The organism is Xenorhabdus budapestensis (genome assembly GCF_002632465.1).
Lineage (GTDB): Bacteria > Pseudomonadota > Gammaproteobacteria > Enterobacterales > Enterobacteriaceae > Xenorhabdus > Xenorhabdus budapestensis.
The window spans coordinates 31,830-48,686 of sequence record NZ_NIBS01000001.1 but is presented as its reverse complement, the minus strand read 5'-3'; the positions used below and the strand labels follow the sequence as shown (position 1 = coordinate 48,686).

13 protein-coding genes, 2 tRNA genes and 1 other annotated feature are annotated in these 16,857 nt (G+C 43.4%); of the genes, 4 read left to right on the top strand and 11 right to left on the bottom strand.

Going from position 1 to position 16,857, the window contains the following annotated elements:
- Window positions 1–55: 55 nt before the first annotated feature.
- Window positions 56–2,086, bottom strand: coding sequence for a DNA helicase Rep (rep, locus tag Xbud_RS00310; RefSeq protein ID WP_099134198.1), 2,031 nt, complete (start codon window positions 2,084–2,086; stop codon window positions 56–58).
- A gap of 506 nt (window positions 2,087–2,592) precedes the next feature.
- Here rep and Xbud_RS00305 point away from each other — a divergent pair.
- Complete coding sequence (locus tag Xbud_RS00305) at window positions 2,593–3,708, top strand: class II histone deacetylase (RefSeq protein WP_099134197.1); 1,116 nt, start codon at window positions 2,593–2,595, stop codon at window positions 3,706–3,708.
- A 66-nt stretch (window positions 3,709–3,774) separates the two neighbouring features.
- Here the strand turns inward: Xbud_RS00305 and ilvC are convergent, their stop codons facing one another.
- Complete coding sequence (gene ilvC / locus Xbud_RS00300) at window positions 3,775–5,253, bottom strand: ketol-acid reductoisomerase (protein ID WP_099134196.1); 1,479 nt, start codon at window positions 5,251–5,253, stop codon at window positions 3,775–3,777.
- 186 nt (window positions 5,254–5,439) lie between these two features.
- On the opposite strand from ilvC, the gene ilvY reads away from it, so the two are divergent.
- A complete protein-coding gene (ilvY, locus tag Xbud_RS00295; protein ID WP_099134195.1) occupies window positions 5,440–6,336 on the top strand; it encodes an HTH-type transcriptional activator IlvY in 897 nt (298 codons plus the stop codon).
- Between the two features lie 56 nt (window positions 6,337–6,392).
- Here the strand turns inward: ilvY and ilvA are convergent, their stop codons facing one another.
- From ilvA to Xbud_RS21250, 6 genes are all read right to left on the bottom strand, one after another.
- Complete coding sequence (gene ilvA, locus Xbud_RS00290) at window positions 6,393–7,940, bottom strand: threonine ammonia-lyase, biosynthetic (RefSeq protein WP_099134194.1); 1,548 nt, start codon at window positions 7,938–7,940, stop codon at window positions 6,393–6,395.
- 2 nt (window positions 7,941–7,942) lie between these two features.
- On the bottom strand, window positions 7,943–9,793 hold the full coding sequence (gene ilvD / locus Xbud_RS00285) for a dihydroxy-acid dehydratase (RefSeq protein ID WP_099134193.1): 1,851 nt from the start codon (window positions 9,791–9,793) through the stop codon (window positions 7,943–7,945).
- A 97-nt stretch (window positions 9,794–9,890) separates the two neighbouring features.
- Window positions 9,891–10,817 (bottom strand): branched-chain amino acid transaminase, encoded by a 927-nt coding sequence (locus Xbud_RS00280; RefSeq protein WP_099134192.1) that lies wholly within the window; start codon window positions 10,815–10,817, stop codon window positions 9,891–9,893.
- 24 nt (window positions 10,818–10,841) lie between these two features.
- Window positions 10,842–11,099 (bottom strand): acetolactate synthase 2 small subunit, encoded by a 258-nt coding sequence (gene ilvM / locus Xbud_RS00275; RefSeq protein WP_099134191.1) that lies wholly within the window; start codon window positions 11,097–11,099, stop codon window positions 10,842–10,844.
- Window positions 11,096–12,742 carry an acetolactate synthase 2 catalytic subunit gene (ilvG, locus tag Xbud_RS00270; protein WP_099134190.1) on the bottom strand — a complete coding sequence of 549 codons (1,647 nt, stop codon included), beginning with the start codon at window positions 12,740–12,742 and terminating at the stop codon, window positions 11,096–11,098. Before ilvG ends, ilvM begins: the two co-directional genes overlap by 4 nt.
- Window positions 12,743–12,877: 135 nt before the next feature.
- Window positions 12,878–12,970 carry an IlvGEDA operon leader peptide gene (locus tag Xbud_RS21250; protein ID WP_145956602.1) on the bottom strand — a complete coding sequence of 31 codons (93 nt, stop codon included), beginning with the start codon at window positions 12,968–12,970 and terminating at the stop codon, window positions 12,878–12,880.
- A gap of 543 nt (window positions 12,971–13,513) precedes the next feature.
- Here Xbud_RS21250 and Xbud_RS00265 point away from each other — a divergent pair.
- Entirely contained in the window at window positions 13,514–15,040 is a 1,527-nt protein-coding gene (locus tag Xbud_RS00265; RefSeq protein WP_099134189.1) for a YifB family Mg chelatase-like AAA ATPase, read from the top strand.
- A gap of 56 nt (window positions 15,041–15,096) precedes the next feature.
- On the opposite strand, the gene Xbud_RS00260 is transcribed toward Xbud_RS00265, so the two are convergent.
- Window positions 15,097–15,435, bottom strand: coding sequence for a MaoP family protein (locus Xbud_RS00260; RefSeq protein WP_099134188.1), 339 nt, complete (start codon window positions 15,433–15,435; stop codon window positions 15,097–15,099).
- Window positions 15,436–15,551: 116 nt separating this feature from the next.
- On the opposite strand from Xbud_RS00260, the gene hdfR reads away from it, so the two are divergent.
- Complete coding sequence (gene hdfR, locus Xbud_RS00255; RefSeq protein ID WP_099134187.1) at window positions 15,552–16,388, top strand: HTH-type transcriptional regulator HdfR; 837 nt, start codon at window positions 15,552–15,554, stop codon at window positions 16,386–16,388.
- Window positions 16,389–16,544: 156 nt separating this feature from the next.
- Here hdfR and Xbud_RS00250 read toward each other — a convergent pair.
- Window positions 16,545–16,620: transfer RNA gene (locus Xbud_RS00250), tRNA-Trp, on the bottom strand.
- A gap of 8 nt (window positions 16,621–16,628) precedes the next feature.
- Window positions 16,629–16,705 (bottom strand) — tRNA-Asp (locus Xbud_RS00245).
- Window positions 16,706–16,770: 65 nt separating this feature from the next.
- Window positions 16,771–16,857, bottom strand: a sequence feature (5S ribosomal RNA rRNA prediction is too short).

Below are 16,857 nucleotides of genomic sequence, written 5' to 3'. Positions count from 1 at the left end.
AAAGTTCCCCAGCAGCATCACTGGTGATGAAACTGGGGTAAGGACATTAACCCGCTTAGTTACCACTACTTTTCTGCCCAAGGCCAAAGCGGGATTTGATATCGGCAAGACGTGATTGCCCCCGTTCCATACGTTCTTCTGCACTGACTACCTTCCTACCTTGCGGCCAATCCAGATCATCTTGTGGCAACTCTAACAAAAATCGGCTCGGTTCAGGGCGAATCAATTCTCCATACTGACGACGCTCTTTACTAAGGGTAAAAAAGAGTTCCCGTTGTGCACGGGTAATACCGACATAAGCCAAACGCCGTTCTTCTTCGATATTATCCTCATCAATACTGCTTTGATGTGGTAATAACCCTTCTTCCATTCCCACCAGAAAAACATAAGGAAACTCCAGTCCTTTGGAAGCATGCAACGTCATGAGCTGAACCTGATCCAATTCCCCATCTTCTTCACCTCGCTCCAGCATATCCCGTAAAGTAAAGCGAGCCACAACCTGAGAAAGCGTCATAGGTTCATTCAGATCATCGCCTTCAAGCATTTCACTCATCCAGGTGAAAAGCTGATTGACATTTTTCATCCTCATTTCAGCAGCTTTAGGGCTGGGTGAGGTTTCATACAGCCAACTTTCATAATCCATACCGTGCAGTAAATCCCTTACACCCAGCAATGGCTCACGTCCTGCCCGACGGGAAATTTCATTCATCCAGTGGGTAAAACGCTGTAGAGCAGCCAACCCGCGACCAGACAAATTCTGTTCCAGACCAAGGTCGAAGCTGGCATGATACAAGCTTTTGTTACGCTGCTTCGCCCACTCTCCCAATTTCTGAATCGTTACGGCCCCTATTTCCCGGCGTGGTGTATTGACAATCCGCAAAAATGCGCCGTCATCATCAGGATTAGTCAGTACTCGCAAATAAGAAAGCAAGTCCTTAATTTCCGGCCGGGAAAAAAACGACGTTCCGCCAGAAATGCGGTAAGGAATCCGGTTTTGTATCAACATCTTTTCAAAGATACGGGATTGATGATTACCACGGTATAAAATAGCGTAATCTTTATACTCGGTTTTATTGATAAAGTGATGGGCAATCAATTCCCCTACGACACGCTCAGCTTCATGATCTTCATTATTTGCTTCGATCACACGTAGAGGATCGCCATAACCCAATTCAGAAAAAAGTTTCTTCTCAAATACATGGGGATTATTCGCAATCAGGATATTTGCCGATTTCAGTATTCTCCCTGATGAGCGGTAATTCTGCTCCAGCTTGATCACATTGAGCTGTGGAAAATCTTCCTTTAACAGGCTCAGGTTTTGCGGGCGAGCACCACGCCATGAATAAATTGACTGGTCATCATCACCGACAACAGTAAAACGCGCCCGGCTGCCTACCAGTAACTTCACCAGTTGATACTGACTGGTATTAGTATCCTGATATTCATCCACCAGCAAATAACGAATTCTGTTTTGCCAACGCTCCCTGACCTCTTCGTCCCGCATTAACAACAAGGTTGGTTTGGTAATCAAATCATCAAAATCAAAAACATTACAACTGTTCAGATGTAAATCGTAACGACGATAGCACTCCGCAAACTGATGTTCCTGTGCTGAACGAGCTTGTCTCATCACCTGTTCCGGTGGCATCAGGTCATTCTTCCAATTGGAGATATTTGAGATTAGCTTTTGTAGCAGATCTTTATCTTCTTCCAATAAATCCGCTGTCAGATCTTTCAACAATGCCATTTGATCCTGATCGTCGAACAGAGAGAAGTTACTCTTCATTCCAAGTGCCTTGTACTCACGCTTGACGATCTCCAACCCCAACGTATGGAATGTTGAGATCATTAATCCCTTAGTTTCCTTACGACCCAATGTTTGGGCCACACGCTCTTTCATTTCGCGTGCCGCTTTATTGGTGAAAGTCACAGCCGCAATATGACGGCCTTGATAACCACAAGTGCGGATCAGGTGGGCTATTTTATTGGTGATAACTCTGGTCTTACCGGAGCCTGCACCGGCCAGAACCAAACAAGGCCCTGTTACAAACTCAACCGCTTGTTGTTGGTTAGGGTTTAATCGCATACTGTTTTGAAGGTTATGTCAGGATGAAAGATCGAGGGATGAAATTGTAGCAGAAAGCAGCACAGGAAGGAGATTTTCTTTACCGTAGGTGTTATTACTAAATAAGATAATCAATCTGCTTCAGTTAGTTATTTTCAATCAAGATGGAAATACGCATAAAAGATATATTTAAAATAACAGAAATAAAAATATAGCAATAACCCATTTTTAATAGAAAATTTCTAAAAAAATAACAAATAGTCTTATTTTAAAATGAATTAATAATAAACCCTATCCAATTAATTATCCTAGCATTTCTCAATTGCTCATTAATCATGACATTCATCAATCAAAAATAATTATTTTAGTAACTATCAAATTCACTGTTCTACCATAGATTTATTACTTTTCTATATGTAATAGTAGCTATCAATGCATTGTAAAAATAACATCATTTTCATCTGTTTGATTGGTATAGCAATAATAAATTTTTTATTTTCATATTAGTCAGCCAAAGAGGATACAATATGTTACGCAAAACAGGTTTTTTCTTTGATGAAAGCTGTTTCTGGCACACTACCGGATTACAACATGTCGTAACGCTCCCAGTTGGCGGATGGGTACAACCGCCATCCGGAGCGGGTCATGCCGAGTCACCAGAAACTAAGCGAAGAATGAAAAATTTAATGGATGTTTCTGGTTTAAGCCGCTCATTACAACTGTTAGGGGCTGATCCTATTGATGAAACAACCTTAAGGCTTATCCATCCAGAAGCGTATTTACAGAATTTTAAGTCGCTGAGCGATGGTGGCACAGGTATGCTTGGCTCTGAAGCCTCTGTAGGACCAGGCAGTTATGAAATCGCCAAATTATCTGCCGGATTAGTCTGTGCAGCAGTGGAAACCGTCCTGCACGGCGAACTGGACAACGCTTATAGCCTGTCACGTCCTCCCGGACACCATTGTCTACCCAATAAAGCTATGGGATTTTGTTTCCTTGCTAATATCTCCCTTGCCATTGAACGGGCCAAAAGGCAGTTTGGGCTTGGCCGGGTCGCAGTCGTTGACTGGGATGTTCACCACGGTAACGGAACACAATATATCTTTTGGGAGCGCGATGATGTTTTGACGATGTCATTGCATCAGGATGGTTGTTACCCCGAAGGGTACAGTGGTGAAGATGATATCGGTGCAGGTAAAGGCGAAGGCTTTAACATCAATATTCCACTCATGGCAGGAGCCGGGCACAATAGTTACATGTATGCTATGGATCAAATCGTTCTTCCCGCATTACAGCGTTATCAACCCGAATTGATTATTGTCGCCTGTGGATATGATGCTAACTCCGTCGATCCACTTGCCAGAATGCAGCTCCATAGTGAGAGTTTCCGGGAAATGACGCGTAAAATACAGCAGGCAGCAGATGAATTATGCGATGGCAAACTGGTTGTCGTCCATGAAGGTGGTTATTCCGAACTCTATGTGCCATTCTGTGGCTTAGCCGTGCTGGAAGAGTTGAGCGGTGTCCGCACTAAAGTTCAGGACCCTTTACTGAACATGGTTAAGGCCCAACAACCGAGAGAACGTTTTGATACGTTCCAGCGCCAGGAAATTGATGAGCTGAAGCAAAGATTTAACCTGTAACTGAGATTAAAATTATGCCCGATACACAATATCGGGCATACAATAGAGTAACATTATCAGTAGGTATTATCCGCCGACAGCAATACGTTTCATATCTGTCATATAACCACGTAAAGTCCGGCCTACAACCTCAATTGGATGGTTACGGATAGCGTCATTAACATCGCGTAATTGAGCATTATCGATACCTTTATCAACAACAACCTTGCCTAAATCTCCAGTCTGTAGGGTTGGCATGAATTTTTCTTGCAATAATGGCACCGCAACATAAGAGAACAAGTAGTTACCATATTCTGCCGTATCAGAAATCACCACGTTCATTTCATAAAGACGCTTACGAGTAATGGTATTCGCAATTAATGGCAGTTCATGTAGTGATTCATAATAAGCGGACTCTTCAATAATGCCTGAATCTACCATTATATCAAATGCCAGCTCTACCCCGGCTTTAACCATAGCAACCATCAGTACACCATGATCAAAGTATTCTTGCTCACTGATATGACCGTTGTAATCAGGGTAGTTTTCGAATGGCGTTTGACCTGTTTCTGCACGCCAGGTCAGCAGATCTTTGTCATCATTCGCCCAGTCGTCCATCATAGTGGAAGAGAATTTACCAGAAATAATGTCATCCATATGTTTTTGGAACAGTGGAGTTAAAATGGTTTTCAACTGTTCAGAAAGGGCATAAGCACGTAGTTTTGCTGGATTAGAAAGCCTGTCCATCATCAAGGTAATGCCACCCTGTTTCAGGGCTTCTGTGATGGTTTCCCAACCAAACTGGATCAATTTACCCGCATAACCCGGCTCTGAGCCATCAGCCACCAGCTTGTCATAACACAACAGAGATCCCGCCTGTAACATCCCACACAGAATCGTTTGCTCACCCATCAAGTCAGATTTCACTTCTGCCACAAAAGAGGACTCCAGAACTCCTGCACGATGACCTCCGGTTGCGGCTGCCCATGCTTTTGCAATTGCCATGCCCTCGCCTTTTGCATCGTTTTCCGGATGGACGGCAATCAAAGTCGGAACACCAAATCCACGCTTATATTCTTCACGCACTTCCGTTCCCGGGCACTTCGGAGCAACCATCACAACCGTGATGTCTTTACGGATCTGCTCACCCACTTCAACAATATTAAAACCGTGGGAATACCCTAAAGCCGCCCCTTCTTTCATTAACGGCTGAACGACCTGTACAACCGCAGAGTGCTGTTTGTCCGGTGTCAGGTTAATAACTAAATCAGCTTGTGGGATCAATTCCTCATATGTGCCGACGTTGAAACCATTTTCAGTTGCCTTACGCCATGATGCACGTTTCTCTGCAATGGCTTCTTTACGCAGAGCATAGGCAATATCCAAGCCAGAATCACGCATATTCAGCCCCTGATTCAATCCTTGCGCACCACAGCCGATAATCACCACTTTCTGGCCTTTTAAATACCCTGCTTCGTCAGCAAATTCTTCCCGCGTCATAAAACGACATTTGCCTAACTGCGCCAATTTCTGGCGTAAGTTCAATGTATCAAAATAATTAGCCATGGTGACTCCGATATAATTAGGTGTGATGTTGTTTGCATATAGCCAATATATGACATGAAATCCATTGCTTAAATTGATATATTGACAAGACTATATTGCAATTTATGCAACATATCTTTATTTGTGACAATCTCCCATCGTACGACGGATATATAGCAAAAAAACCTAGTAAAAGGCATAAGAACGATGGACTTACGTGATCTAAAATTGTTTTTACATCTTACAGAAAGTTGTCATTTTGGTCATACAGCCAAAGCTATGCATGTTAGTCCATCCACGCTTTCACGCCAAATTCAACGTATTGAAGAACAATTGGGGCACTCACTATTTCTGCGAGATAATCGGACAGTAAAACTAACCTTCGCAGGGGAGCAATTAAAGCAATTTGCCCAACAAACTCTGCTGCAATATCAGCAATTGCTCCATTCACTGAATCACCAAAGCCCATCTTTAACGGGAGAATTACGCCTTTTTTGTTCGGTCACTGCCGCTTATAGCCATCTTCCGCAGGTTCTGGATAAATTTCGAGCTGAACATCCTTTGGTGGAAATTAAACTGACAACGGGGGATGCTGCTGATGCCGTGGATAGAGTCCAATTTGATGCTGCTGATTTGGGGATTGCAGGCAAGCCTGAAAAACTACCTGATAATGTTAGTTTTGCTAAAATAGGTGAAATACCGTTGGTACTGATTGCGCCTTCCCTACCTTGTGCCGTGAGAACTCTATCGACACAGGAACACCCCAATTGGAACAACATTCCTTTTATCCTGCCTGAGCATGGCCCTTCCCGTAAGCGTATTGAACTTTGGTTTCGTCGGCACAAAATCAATCATCCACAAATTTATGCTACAGTTTCTGGTCATGAAGCGATTGTTTCCATGGTCGCTTTAGGTTGTGGTATTGCGTTAATCCCTGCGGTTGTCGTTGAAAATAGCCCAGAACCAGTACGCAACCGTATATTACTGTTGGAAAATATTTCGTTGGTTGAGCCATTCGAATTAGGGGTTTGTGCTCTTGGCAAGCGGCTGCATGAACCACTGATAAAGGCATTTTGGGGATTGTTACCCCATGAAATAACGTGATCCCATGAAAAAAATAGCACTCTAAAAGGTGCTATTTCTCATAATATTAACTGTTTCTATTTCAACAACAAATTAAATGAGGGATTATCAGTCTCATCATGGTATTCGTAACCTAGCTCATCTAAATGGCGGTCAAAACAGACTTCCGACCCTGACAATTCAAAAGCGGCCAGTACTCGTCCATAATCTGTGCCATGACTACGGTAATGAAACAGTGTGATATTCCAGTATGTTCCTAATGTTTGCAAAAATTTCAGCAATGCTCCCGGTGATTCGGGAAAAGCAAAGCTAAATAACCGCTCCTGCAATAGTCTGGGTGGTCTTCCACCGATCATATAACGAACATGCAGTTTCGCCATTTCATCATCAGTAAAATCAGATACCTGATATCCCGCAGATTTTAGTTCTTCAATAATTTCAATGCGTTCAGCATTTCCACGCCCCAATCGTATTCCGACAAAAATACAGGCTTTATCTGGAGCGGCAGCATCTGAATAACGGTAGCTGAATTCTGTCACAAAGCGGGCACCCAGTATCTGGCAGAAATTCAGGAAACTGCCTTTTTGTTCAGGAATAGTTACCGCCAACAAAGCCTCACGTTGCTCCCCCAACTCACAACGTTCGGAGACATAACGTAAACCATGAAAATTCACATTCGCGCCAGAAAGAATATGGGCTAGTCTCTCCCCCTTAATCTGGTGCTGCTGGACATATTTCTTCAACCCCGCCAGCGCCAAAGCTCCGGAAGGTTCCGCGATCGCTCTGACATCTTCGAAAATATCTTTCATGGCTGCACAAATAGCATCGCTATCTACCGTAATCACATCATCAACATATTGCTGACATAAACGGAATGTTTCATTACCAATACGTTTAACAGCAACACCTTCCGCAAATAATCCGACTCTGGGTAAATCAACGGGATGCCCGGCTTCCAACGCGGCTTTCAAACAGGCAGAATCCTCAGCCTCCACACCAATGATTTTCATTTCTGGTACGAGTTGTTTGATGAGCACTGCAATACCAGCAATCAATCCACCACCACCAACAGGAACAAAAATGCGATCAAGATGAACATCTTGCTGTAAAAGCTCCATCGCCAAAGTTGCCTGACCGGCAATCACAGCAGGGTGATCAAATGGTGGTACGAAGGTGTAACTATGTTCTTTTGACATTTCAATCGCTTTTGCTTTCGCTTCATCAAAATTTGCGCCATGTAACAATACTTCACCACCAAAACTGCGTACTGCATCAACTTTAATATCTGTTGTAGCTATCGGCATCACTATAGTGGCTTTAACACCAACCTTACTGGCCGATAATGCGACACCTTGTGCATGATTGCCCGCAGATGCGGTGATCACACCTTTAGCTCTTTGCTCTTCCGTTAAGCTGGCGATCATCGCGTAAGCACCACGCAATTTGAAGCTGTGTACCAACTGACGATCTTCTCGTTTAACCAAGATAGTGTTATCTAAACGAGCAGAGATTTTTTTCATTTCCTGTAATGGAGTGACCTGTGCAACATCATAAACTGGTGCACTTAGTGCGGCTTTGAGATATTCCGCTCCCTTGGGTTCAGTATTAAGAGGATAAACCGCCACAATCAACTCCCCAGCTTAGTCTTATCACGTACAGCACCTTTGTCGGCGCTGGTCGCTAATGAAGCATAAGCCCGCAATGCAAAAGAAACCTGACGCTTTCGGGATTTAGGTGTCCACATATTATCGCCACGAGATAATTCAGCCTGTTTCCGTTCAGTCAGATCTTTTTCGCTGACATTCAACTGGATTTTACGGTTTGGAATATCAATATTGATGATATCGCCGTCATGAACCAATCCAATCAAGCCACCATTAGCTGCTTCAGGAGAAACATGGCCAATCGACAACCCAGATGTACCTCCTGAAAAACGCCCATCAGTGATCAAAGCACAGCTTTTTCCCAACCCCATTGATTTTAGGTAAGTAGTTGGATAGAGCATTTCCTGCATACCAGGGCCGCCTTTCGGGCCTTCATAACGAATAACCACAACATCCCCCGCAACAACTTTTCCGCCCAGAATCGCGTCTACTGCATCTTCCTGACTTTCATAAACTTTGGCAGTGCCACGGAAAGTGAGAATACTTTCATCCACTCCTGCGGTTTTCACGATACAACCATCCGCGGCAACGTTACCATACAGAACAGCCAGTCCCCCATCTTGGCTGTAAGCATGAGTACGTTCACGAATACACCCTTCTTTCCGGTCTGTGTCCAAAGACGGCCAACGACAATCCTGCGAAAAAGCTTGGGTAGTACGAATTCCTGCTGGTCCCGCAGTATACATGCTCTTAACATCGTCATCCCCTGTCAGCATAATGTCGTACTGAGCCAACGTTTGTGGCAAGTCCAAGCCCAGGATGTTTTTCACATTTCGATGCAACAATCCAGCACGATCCAGCTCACCAAGAATACCAATCACTCCACCAGCACGGTGTACATCTTCCATATGGTATTTCTGGGTACTTGGAGCAACTTTACATAAATGGGGCACTTGACGAGACAAACGATCAATATCTGCCATAGTGAAATCAACTTCACCTTCCTGCGCTGCTGCCAATAAGTGCAGAACAGTGTTTGTCGAACCGCCCATCGCAATATCCAGTGTCATGGCATTCTCAAACGCAGCTTTGGTCGCAATATTACGTGGCAAAGCGCTGCCATCATTTTGTTCATAGTAACGTTTGGTTAATTCAACAATGCGCTTACCCGCGTTGATAAATAGGGTTTTACGATCTGCATGTGTAGCAAGGAGCGATCCATTACCCGGTTGCGAAAGCCCCAGTGCTTCTGTCAAACAATTCATTGAATTTGCGGTAAACATGCCGGAACAAGAACCACAAGTCGGGCAAGCAGAACGTTCGATTTGCTCACTCTGTTCATCACTGACATGCGGATTCGCTCCCTGGATCATCGCATCAACCAGATCTAACTTGATGAGCTGATCGGATAAACGCGTTTTACCCGCTTCCATCGGGCCTCCGGAGACAAAAATAACTGGAATATTTAAACGCAGTGATGCCATCAACATGCCCGGTGTGATCTTGTCACAGTTGGAAATACATACCATTGCATCCGCACAGTGTGCATTCACCATATATTCGACCGAATCGGCAATCAGTTCACGGGAAGGCAGAGAGTAAAGCATTCCTCCATGCCCCATTGCGATACCATCATCAACTGCGATGGTGTTAAATTCTTTTGCGACTCCCCCGGACGCCTCAATCTGTTCTGCCACCAGCTTGCCCAAATCTCGCAAATGAACATGCCCGGGCACGAATTGAGTAAATGAGTTCACAACGGCGATGATGGGCTTACCAAAATCCGCATCAGTCATCCCCGTGGCACGCCATAAAGCACGTGCCCCTGCCATATTGCGGCCATGAGTTGTCGTAGCAGAACGGTATTTAGGCATTATTTTTCACTCCCATGTCTATCTAATCAGCATCAGAAAACGGGCGGGGAACGAACCGCCTGTTAAATTTTATCTTAGTTATAAAGGAATCAGGTTATTAAGGATTCACTGGATCTAACCAGCCCCATTTATCTTCTGTCGAACCATCAAATAGGCCGAAGAATGCACTCTGAATTTTTTTGGTGATAGGCCCACATTTACCAATTCCAACCTGAATACCATCTACACTACGGACTGGAGTAATTTCTGCTGCTGTTCCGGTCATAAAGACTTCATCAGCCAGATAGAGTGATTCGCGGGAAAGGGTCTGCTCACGAACTTCCAGACCGAGATCCTGTGCCAGTTTGATGATGGCATCTCGTGTGATCCCCGGTAACGCAGCGGAAGTGAATGGCGGGGTAAACAAAACACCATTTTTGACTTCAAATAGGTTTTCACCCGCACCTTCTGAAATATAGCCATGAACATCCAACGCGATCCCTTCCTGATAACCATGGCGCCGAGCTTCACTACCCACCAGCAAAGAAGATAAGTAATTACCACCCGCTTTTGCCGCTGTTGGAATTGTGTTTGCCGCAGCACGGTTCCATGAAGAAACCATCGCATCAATGCCTTGTTCCAGTGCTTCCTCTCCGAGATACGCTCCCCACGGAAAAGCCGCAATAATGACATCGGTTTTATAACCCGCGGGAGGATTCACCCCCATACCCACATCACCAATAAAAACCAGTGGACGAATGTAAGCGCTGACTAATTTGTTTTTGCGAAGTGTTTCACGACATGCTTCCATCAGTTCATCAACACTCTGGCTCACGGGCATACGGTAAATCTTGGCTGAATCATGTAAACGCTGCATGTGTTCATGATGACGAAAAACAACTGCTCCTTTGTGCGAGTTGTAACAACGGACACCTTCAAATACTGAGGTTCCATAATGCAGGGCGTGGGACATAACATGTATTTTTGCATCAGCCCAGGGAACCATTCCCCCATTGAACCAAATATAATCAGCTTGCTTTGTCATTCTTCTGTTTCCTTCAAATGCGCACTATGCGCTTATCAATTGTGATTTTTTGTGTTGTATCTCAACATCAGCAACATCAACCAGCTTCATCAACTGGGAAAAAAGCAAATTCACAGGACGCTGACTGGCGACAGTGAGTTCAATACTTACACTATCACTATCTATTGTATGATCCATATTCAATGCGCATATCTGAAAACCACGATGGCGGGTAACTCTCAGAATTCTTTCAAGAATTTCAGGACAAAATCGTGCCTGAATAGCCAGTTGATGCTGCATCATAATGATCTCTCCAACATATTTGCGTTACTGGCACCAGGCGGAACCAATGGCCAAACATTTTCTAATTCATTAATGGATACATGTAGCAAATAAGGACCTTCACTGTTGAAAAGGGCATCTAACGCTGTATTGATTTGCGACTTGTCTGTGATATGTTGGCCTGGAATATCAAAGGATTTTGCTAAGGTAATAAAATCAGGGTTATCGGTTAGGATCGTTTCGCTATAGCGTTTATCAAAAAATAATTCCTGCCATTGCTTAACCATCCCCAGACGCTGGTTATCCAGCAAAACCATCTTGATAGGTAATTTTTTGCGTCTGATAGTGCCTAATTCCTGAACATTCATCATGAAAGAGCCATCACCGGATATACAAATGACCATATCCTCCGGGCGAACCATCTGTGCACCAATCGCCGCCGGGATGCCAAATCCCATCGTGCCCAACCCACTGGAAGTAATGAAATTCTCAGGCCCATCAAATGTCATATGTTGGGCAGTCCACATCTGATGCTGTCCCACATCAGTGGTAACAACAGTATTTGATGTCTTGCGCTCAGATATCTGTTTTAACAATGCGGGAGCATAAATACTGTCCCCCTGATGGTTATAGCACCATGCATGTTCGTTTTTTAACTGTTTAACTTCTTGTTGCCATGCCTTGATTGACAAAGGCTGCTGTAAATGAGGCAACAACGTTTTTAAATTCCCCAATAATGAAATATGTGCCTGACGTAACTTATTTAATTCAACAGGGTCGATATCTAAATGGATGACTTTGGCGTGCGGAGCAAAGGTATTCAGTTTCCCGGTTACCCGATCATCAAAGCGAGCTCCGGCAGCAATAAGCAAATCACAAGATTGAACCGCGAAATTAGCAGCTTTTGTGCCATGCATTCCCAGCATCCCCAAATAATATTCATGCTCAGCATCCGCAGCTCCCAATCCTTTGAGTGTAGAGACAACAGGTAGCCCCGTCTCTGCCACTAAACGGCGTAATTCAGGCACCGCATCTGACATTCCAACGCCTCCCCCGATATACAAAATAGGTTTTTTAGAACAAGCCATCATATGACGGGCTTGTTCCAGTTCACGCTCAGGCAGAGAAGATGAGGCAACGACAGGCATTAAGTAAGGTGCGAAATCACCTTGTTTTAACTGAATATCTTTCGGTAAATCCACCAGAACGGGGCCAGGGCGGCCTTCCATGGCAATGGCAAAAGCCTCAGCCATAACTTGAGGCAATTTTTCCAGCGACTCCACCAGAAAACTGTGTTTGGTACAGGCAAGAGAAAGTCCCAACATATCGATTTCTTGAAAAGCATCTGTACCGATAACTTCAGAACTTACTTGACCAGTAATAGCAACGACGGGAACAGAATCCAACAAAGCATCAGCCAACCCGGTAATCAAATTTGTTGCTCCAGGCCCTGATGTCGCGATACAAACTCCGGGCTTACCACTTGCCCTCGCATAGCCAATGGCAGCCATAACCGCTCCTTGTTCATGACGGCACAACAAATGTTCAATACCGCCATCATACAAAGCATCATACACAGGCATGATAGCTCCGCCTGGATAACCGAAAACTTTTTCAACTCCCTGCTTTCGTAATGCTTGTACAACCCATTGAGCCCCATTCATACCATCCTCCTATTGCGTTTACTCTGTCAGTGGCCTGTTGTGATGTTGTTTTATGTTCGTTTTTTGGCATGTGTAAAAAAAAACCCCCGCTCCTTTTCGGTGCGGGGGCTTTGTGAAATCCGGCTATCTGTCTGTCTACGCCTTCCTTCGTTCAAGTGCAGCCCCGCACGGTAGAATAATCACCACCACGCTAATAATTAGGCTAATCACTAGAACAAATTTACTCATAATTCTTTTCGTTCTTATTCATATGTTCGACGTATATTTTACAAGTATCACTTTCTATAATTGTTGACAACGATTATTTTAAATTTTTATTTGAAAAATAATTTTATTTATATTTTTCAGTTAGATAAATCAAAAACCAGCAAAGTTAGCAGTATTCATTCCTTAAATGAGGATAAAAAATAACTATCTATATGTTTTATAAAATAATTAATAACATAAGTTATATAAATACAATTTAATTGCCTAATAACAAGACATAAATGTTAAAAGAGACATTTTTATGCGCAGTATCATTATAAACAAAAAATAAAAACAGCTAATTAATTCATCTAAATAATAAAATAATTAACTCAGTGGTAATACATTATGAATTTATCTCATGTATTCCAAAAAAACATTAAATAACAATTTATTAAAAATAAACGGGTTTTAGGCCCCAATAAAAAATCAATATATTTTCGAGTGTCTTCGCAAAATAACAAAAGGAGACTTTTTATTATTTTTTATCAATTCATGATAATGCTTTCTTGCTAAGGAGAGCACATGACACTCGCTATCATCTATACACGGGCAACAATAGGTATTGATTCCCCTATCGTCACAATAGAAGCACACATCAGTAATGGTTTACCTGGTTTAACACTAGTTGGTTTGCCGGAAACGACAGTTAAAGAAGCCAGAGATCGTGTCAGAAGTGCTTTGATCAATAGCGGTTTTACCTATCCACCAAAAAGAATCACAGTCAACCTGGCTCCGGCTGATCTTCCCAAAGAAGGAGGAAGATATGATTTACCTATCGCTATTGCAATTTTGGCCGCTTCAGAGCAAATTCCACCAAATGAATTGCATAATTATGAGTTTTTGGGAGAGTTAGCGCTTTCAGGTGAGATACGAAAAGTCATGGGAGCCATTCCCGCAGCACTCAGCGCCAAAAATGCAGGAAGGCAATTGATTTTATCCACAGAAAATCAAACGGAATTAGCTATCTTATCCCAAAGTGAAACGTTATTAGCCAATCATTTACTACAAGTTTGCCATTTTTTGCATGGCGAAAAAGCAATATTATCTTCTCCTTCCCCCATTACCCCACAAAATGAACCACCACTGTTAGATCTACGAGACATTATTGGACAAGAGCAAGCCAAGCGCGCTCTGGAGATCACTGCCGCAGGTGGTCACAATCTTCTGCTACTTGGGCCCCCCGGTACAGGTAAAACAATGCTAGCCAGTCGGTTATGCGATCTATTACCGCCTCTAACGCATCAGGAAGCACTAGATGTCGCTGCAATCAATAGCTTGGCTGGTCAGTCAATTAATCCCAAAAAATGGCATATACGACCGTTTAGAGCGCCTCATCACAGTTCATCAATGGCAGCTCTCGTTGGTGGAGGTTCAATCCCTAAACCTGGGGAAATTTCACTTGCACACAATGGCATTTTATTCTTGGATGAATTGCCCGAGTTTAACCGAAGTGTCCTTGATGCATTACGTGAGCCACTAGAATCCGGCGAAATTATCATATCTCGTGCAAGGGCAAAAGTTTGTTTTCCTGCTCAAGTCCAATTGATTGCAGCCATGAATCCAAGCCCGACAGGATATCATCAGGGGTTACACAATCGCAGTAGTCCGCAACAAATATTGCGCTATCTTTCCAAACTTTCAGGTCCTTTTTTAGATCGTTTTGACCTCTCCATTGAAGTTCCTCTACTCCCTCCGGGTATCTTGAGTCAATCATCAACAAAACATGGTGAAAGTAGCCATGAAGTCAAAAAGAGAGTACAAAATGCCAGAAACATACAAATAGAGCGGTATGGGCATGTAAATGCACATCTTAATCGTCAACAAACTGAATGTGTTTGTAAACTAAAAATGGAAGATGCCGTTTTTCTGGAAAACACTTTACTAAAATTAGGGCTGTCTGTACGTGCCTGGCACCGGATATTAAAGGTTTCACGTACGATTGCAGATTTGAAAGAGCAAAAGAGAATAGAAAAGCCGGATATTATGGAAGCTCTCAGTTACCGGAGCATGGATAGGTTGCTTATTCAGCTACAAAAACAGGTTGGATGACGTAGAAAAGGGGCTAATTTGCCCCTCTTGATGGATCCGTCATCCCAATGATGATATTAATCATCAGAATCAGTATAGTCCTCAGCAGGATCTAACTGTGGTTTTCCGCCGGAAAGAGTATGGAAACGTTTTGGACGGCTAATTTTCGCCAAATACTTAGCCCATACTTTTTCCTCTGTCGTTACAGGGGCACGCTCACCACGGCAAACAGAGACAAACAATTTTTCTTCGTCTGTTTGTGGTTCACGTTTGCCAAGATCCAATTCATTGAACGCATAACCATGACGTTCTAACAATTGGGCCTCTTTGATGGTGAAATCCCCGTGACGAGAAAACCCTCGTGGATAATTTTTATTATCAAAAAAACGATTAGTCGTGATGAAGCTTTCAGCCATCTGACACACTCCTAACTCTACAGTCATACTAATTATGGCGCGGAGTATTAGGGAGGCTTGACATTCTGTAAAACAAAATATTTAAATCTTAACGACAAAAACTATTGGAGATGCATGTGGACACCGAATTACTGAAAACCTTTTTGGAAGTCAGTAAGACTCGTCACTTTGGTCGGGCAGCTGAATCACTCTATCTAACACAATCCGCAGTTAGCTTCCGGATCCGGCAACTAGAAAATCAGTTAGGTGCTAATTTATTCACACGACATCGCAATAATATTCGCTTAACTGCGGCTGGTGAGCGTCTTGTCCCTTATGCAGAATCGTTAATGAATACTTGGCAGTTAGCGAAGAAAGAGATCAACTACGTCTCACAACATACAGAACTCTCTATCGGTGCTACAGCATCCCTATGGGAAGCCTACCTAACTCCTTGGTTAAATATGTTTTATCGGGATAATCAAGGGATGAGAATCGAATCAAGAGTCTCTACACGTCAGTCTCTGGTCAAACAACTGCACTCGCGTGAATTAGATCTTTTAATCACAACAGAGCCCCCAAAAATGGATGAATTCCAAAGTCAAGTGATCGGTAGTATCCAACTTGTTTTATTAACAACCCAACATAATCTCGAACAAGGTATAGAAAATTACATCAAACTCGAGTGGGGAGCTGATTTTCACCACCAAAAACAACAGATTTTGAAAAATGATCACCCACCGATCATTACAACCACTTCAGCCCATATCGCCAGAGAATTATTAGATAGCGTAAATGCTGCGACATTCCTGCCTAAGCACTGGCTTGATGATTATCCTAACCTCGTCACTGCACCCAATCATGAGCCAATCAAACGGCCTCTATATGCCGTCTGGCTACAAAATAGTGATCAGCATACATTCATCCAACAGTTGTTAAAAATACCTGTTGAAAAAGCACCTGCAACAAGCTGATAGCGCTCTATAAAGAGTCTTAAAGGGGATGCACACTAGAGATCTAAGTGGAAGAGTATAGCGATTTGATAATGCCACGAATAAAAAAGAAAAACCCAGCTAAAATTAGCTGGGCTATTAATCTAAAAACTATTCAATTATTACTTAGTTATTAACTGGCAGGGGCGGAGAGGCTCGAACTCCCAACACCCGGTTTTGGAGACCGGTGCTCTACCAATTGAACTACGCCCCTAAATACGGTGGCGGTGCGGACGGGACTCGAACCCGCGACCCCCGGCGTGACAGGCCGGTATTCTAACCAACTGAACTACCGCACCACCGAATTTCTTTCTTATGCTGCTTTTGCTATACCAGCAACACTTATAAATGAATGTCTGGCAGTGCCCTACTCTCACATGGGGAGACCCCACACTACCATCGGCGCTACGGCGTTTCACTGCTGAGTTCGGCATGGGGTCAGGTGGGACCA

Excerpts from the sequence above, each read along its gene's own strand:
- rep (WP_099134198.1), bottom strand. The coding sequence starts at position 2,086 with ATGCGATTAAACCCTAACCAACAACAAGCGGTTGAGTTTGTAACAGGG.
- Xbud_RS00305 (WP_099134197.1), top strand. The coding sequence starts at position 2,593 with ATGTTACGCAAAACAGGTTTTTTCTTTGATGAAAGCTGTTTCTGGCAC.
- ilvC (WP_099134196.1), bottom strand. The coding sequence starts at position 5,253 with ATGGCTAATTATTTTGATACATTGAACTTACGCCAGAAATTGGCGCAG.
- ilvY (WP_099134195.1), top strand. The coding sequence starts at position 5,440 with ATGGACTTACGTGATCTAAAATTGTTTTTACATCTTACAGAAAGTTGT.
- ilvD (WP_099134193.1), bottom strand. The coding sequence starts at position 9,793 with ATGCCTAAATACCGTTCTGCTACGACAACTCATGGCCGCAATATGGCA.
- Xbud_RS00280 (WP_099134192.1), bottom strand. The coding sequence starts at position 10,817 with ATGACAAAGCAAGCTGATTATATTTGGTTCAATGGGGGAATGGTTCCC.
- ilvM (WP_099134191.1), bottom strand. The coding sequence starts at position 11,099 with ATGATGCAGCATCAACTGGCTATTCAGGCACGATTTTGTCCTGAAATT.
- ilvG (WP_099134190.1), bottom strand. The coding sequence starts at position 12,742 with ATGAATGGGGCTCAATGGGTTGTACAAGCATTACGAAAGCAGGGAGTT.
- Xbud_RS21250 (WP_145956602.1), bottom strand. The coding sequence starts at position 12,970 with ATGAGTAAATTTGTTCTAGTGATTAGCCTAATTATTAGCGTGGTGGTG.
- Xbud_RS00265 (WP_099134189.1), top strand. The coding sequence starts at position 13,514 with ATGACACTCGCTATCATCTATACACGGGCAACAATAGGTATTGATTCC.
- Xbud_RS00260 (WP_099134188.1), bottom strand. The coding sequence starts at position 15,435 with ATGGCTGAAAGCTTCATCACGACTAATCGTTTTTTTGATAATAAAAAT.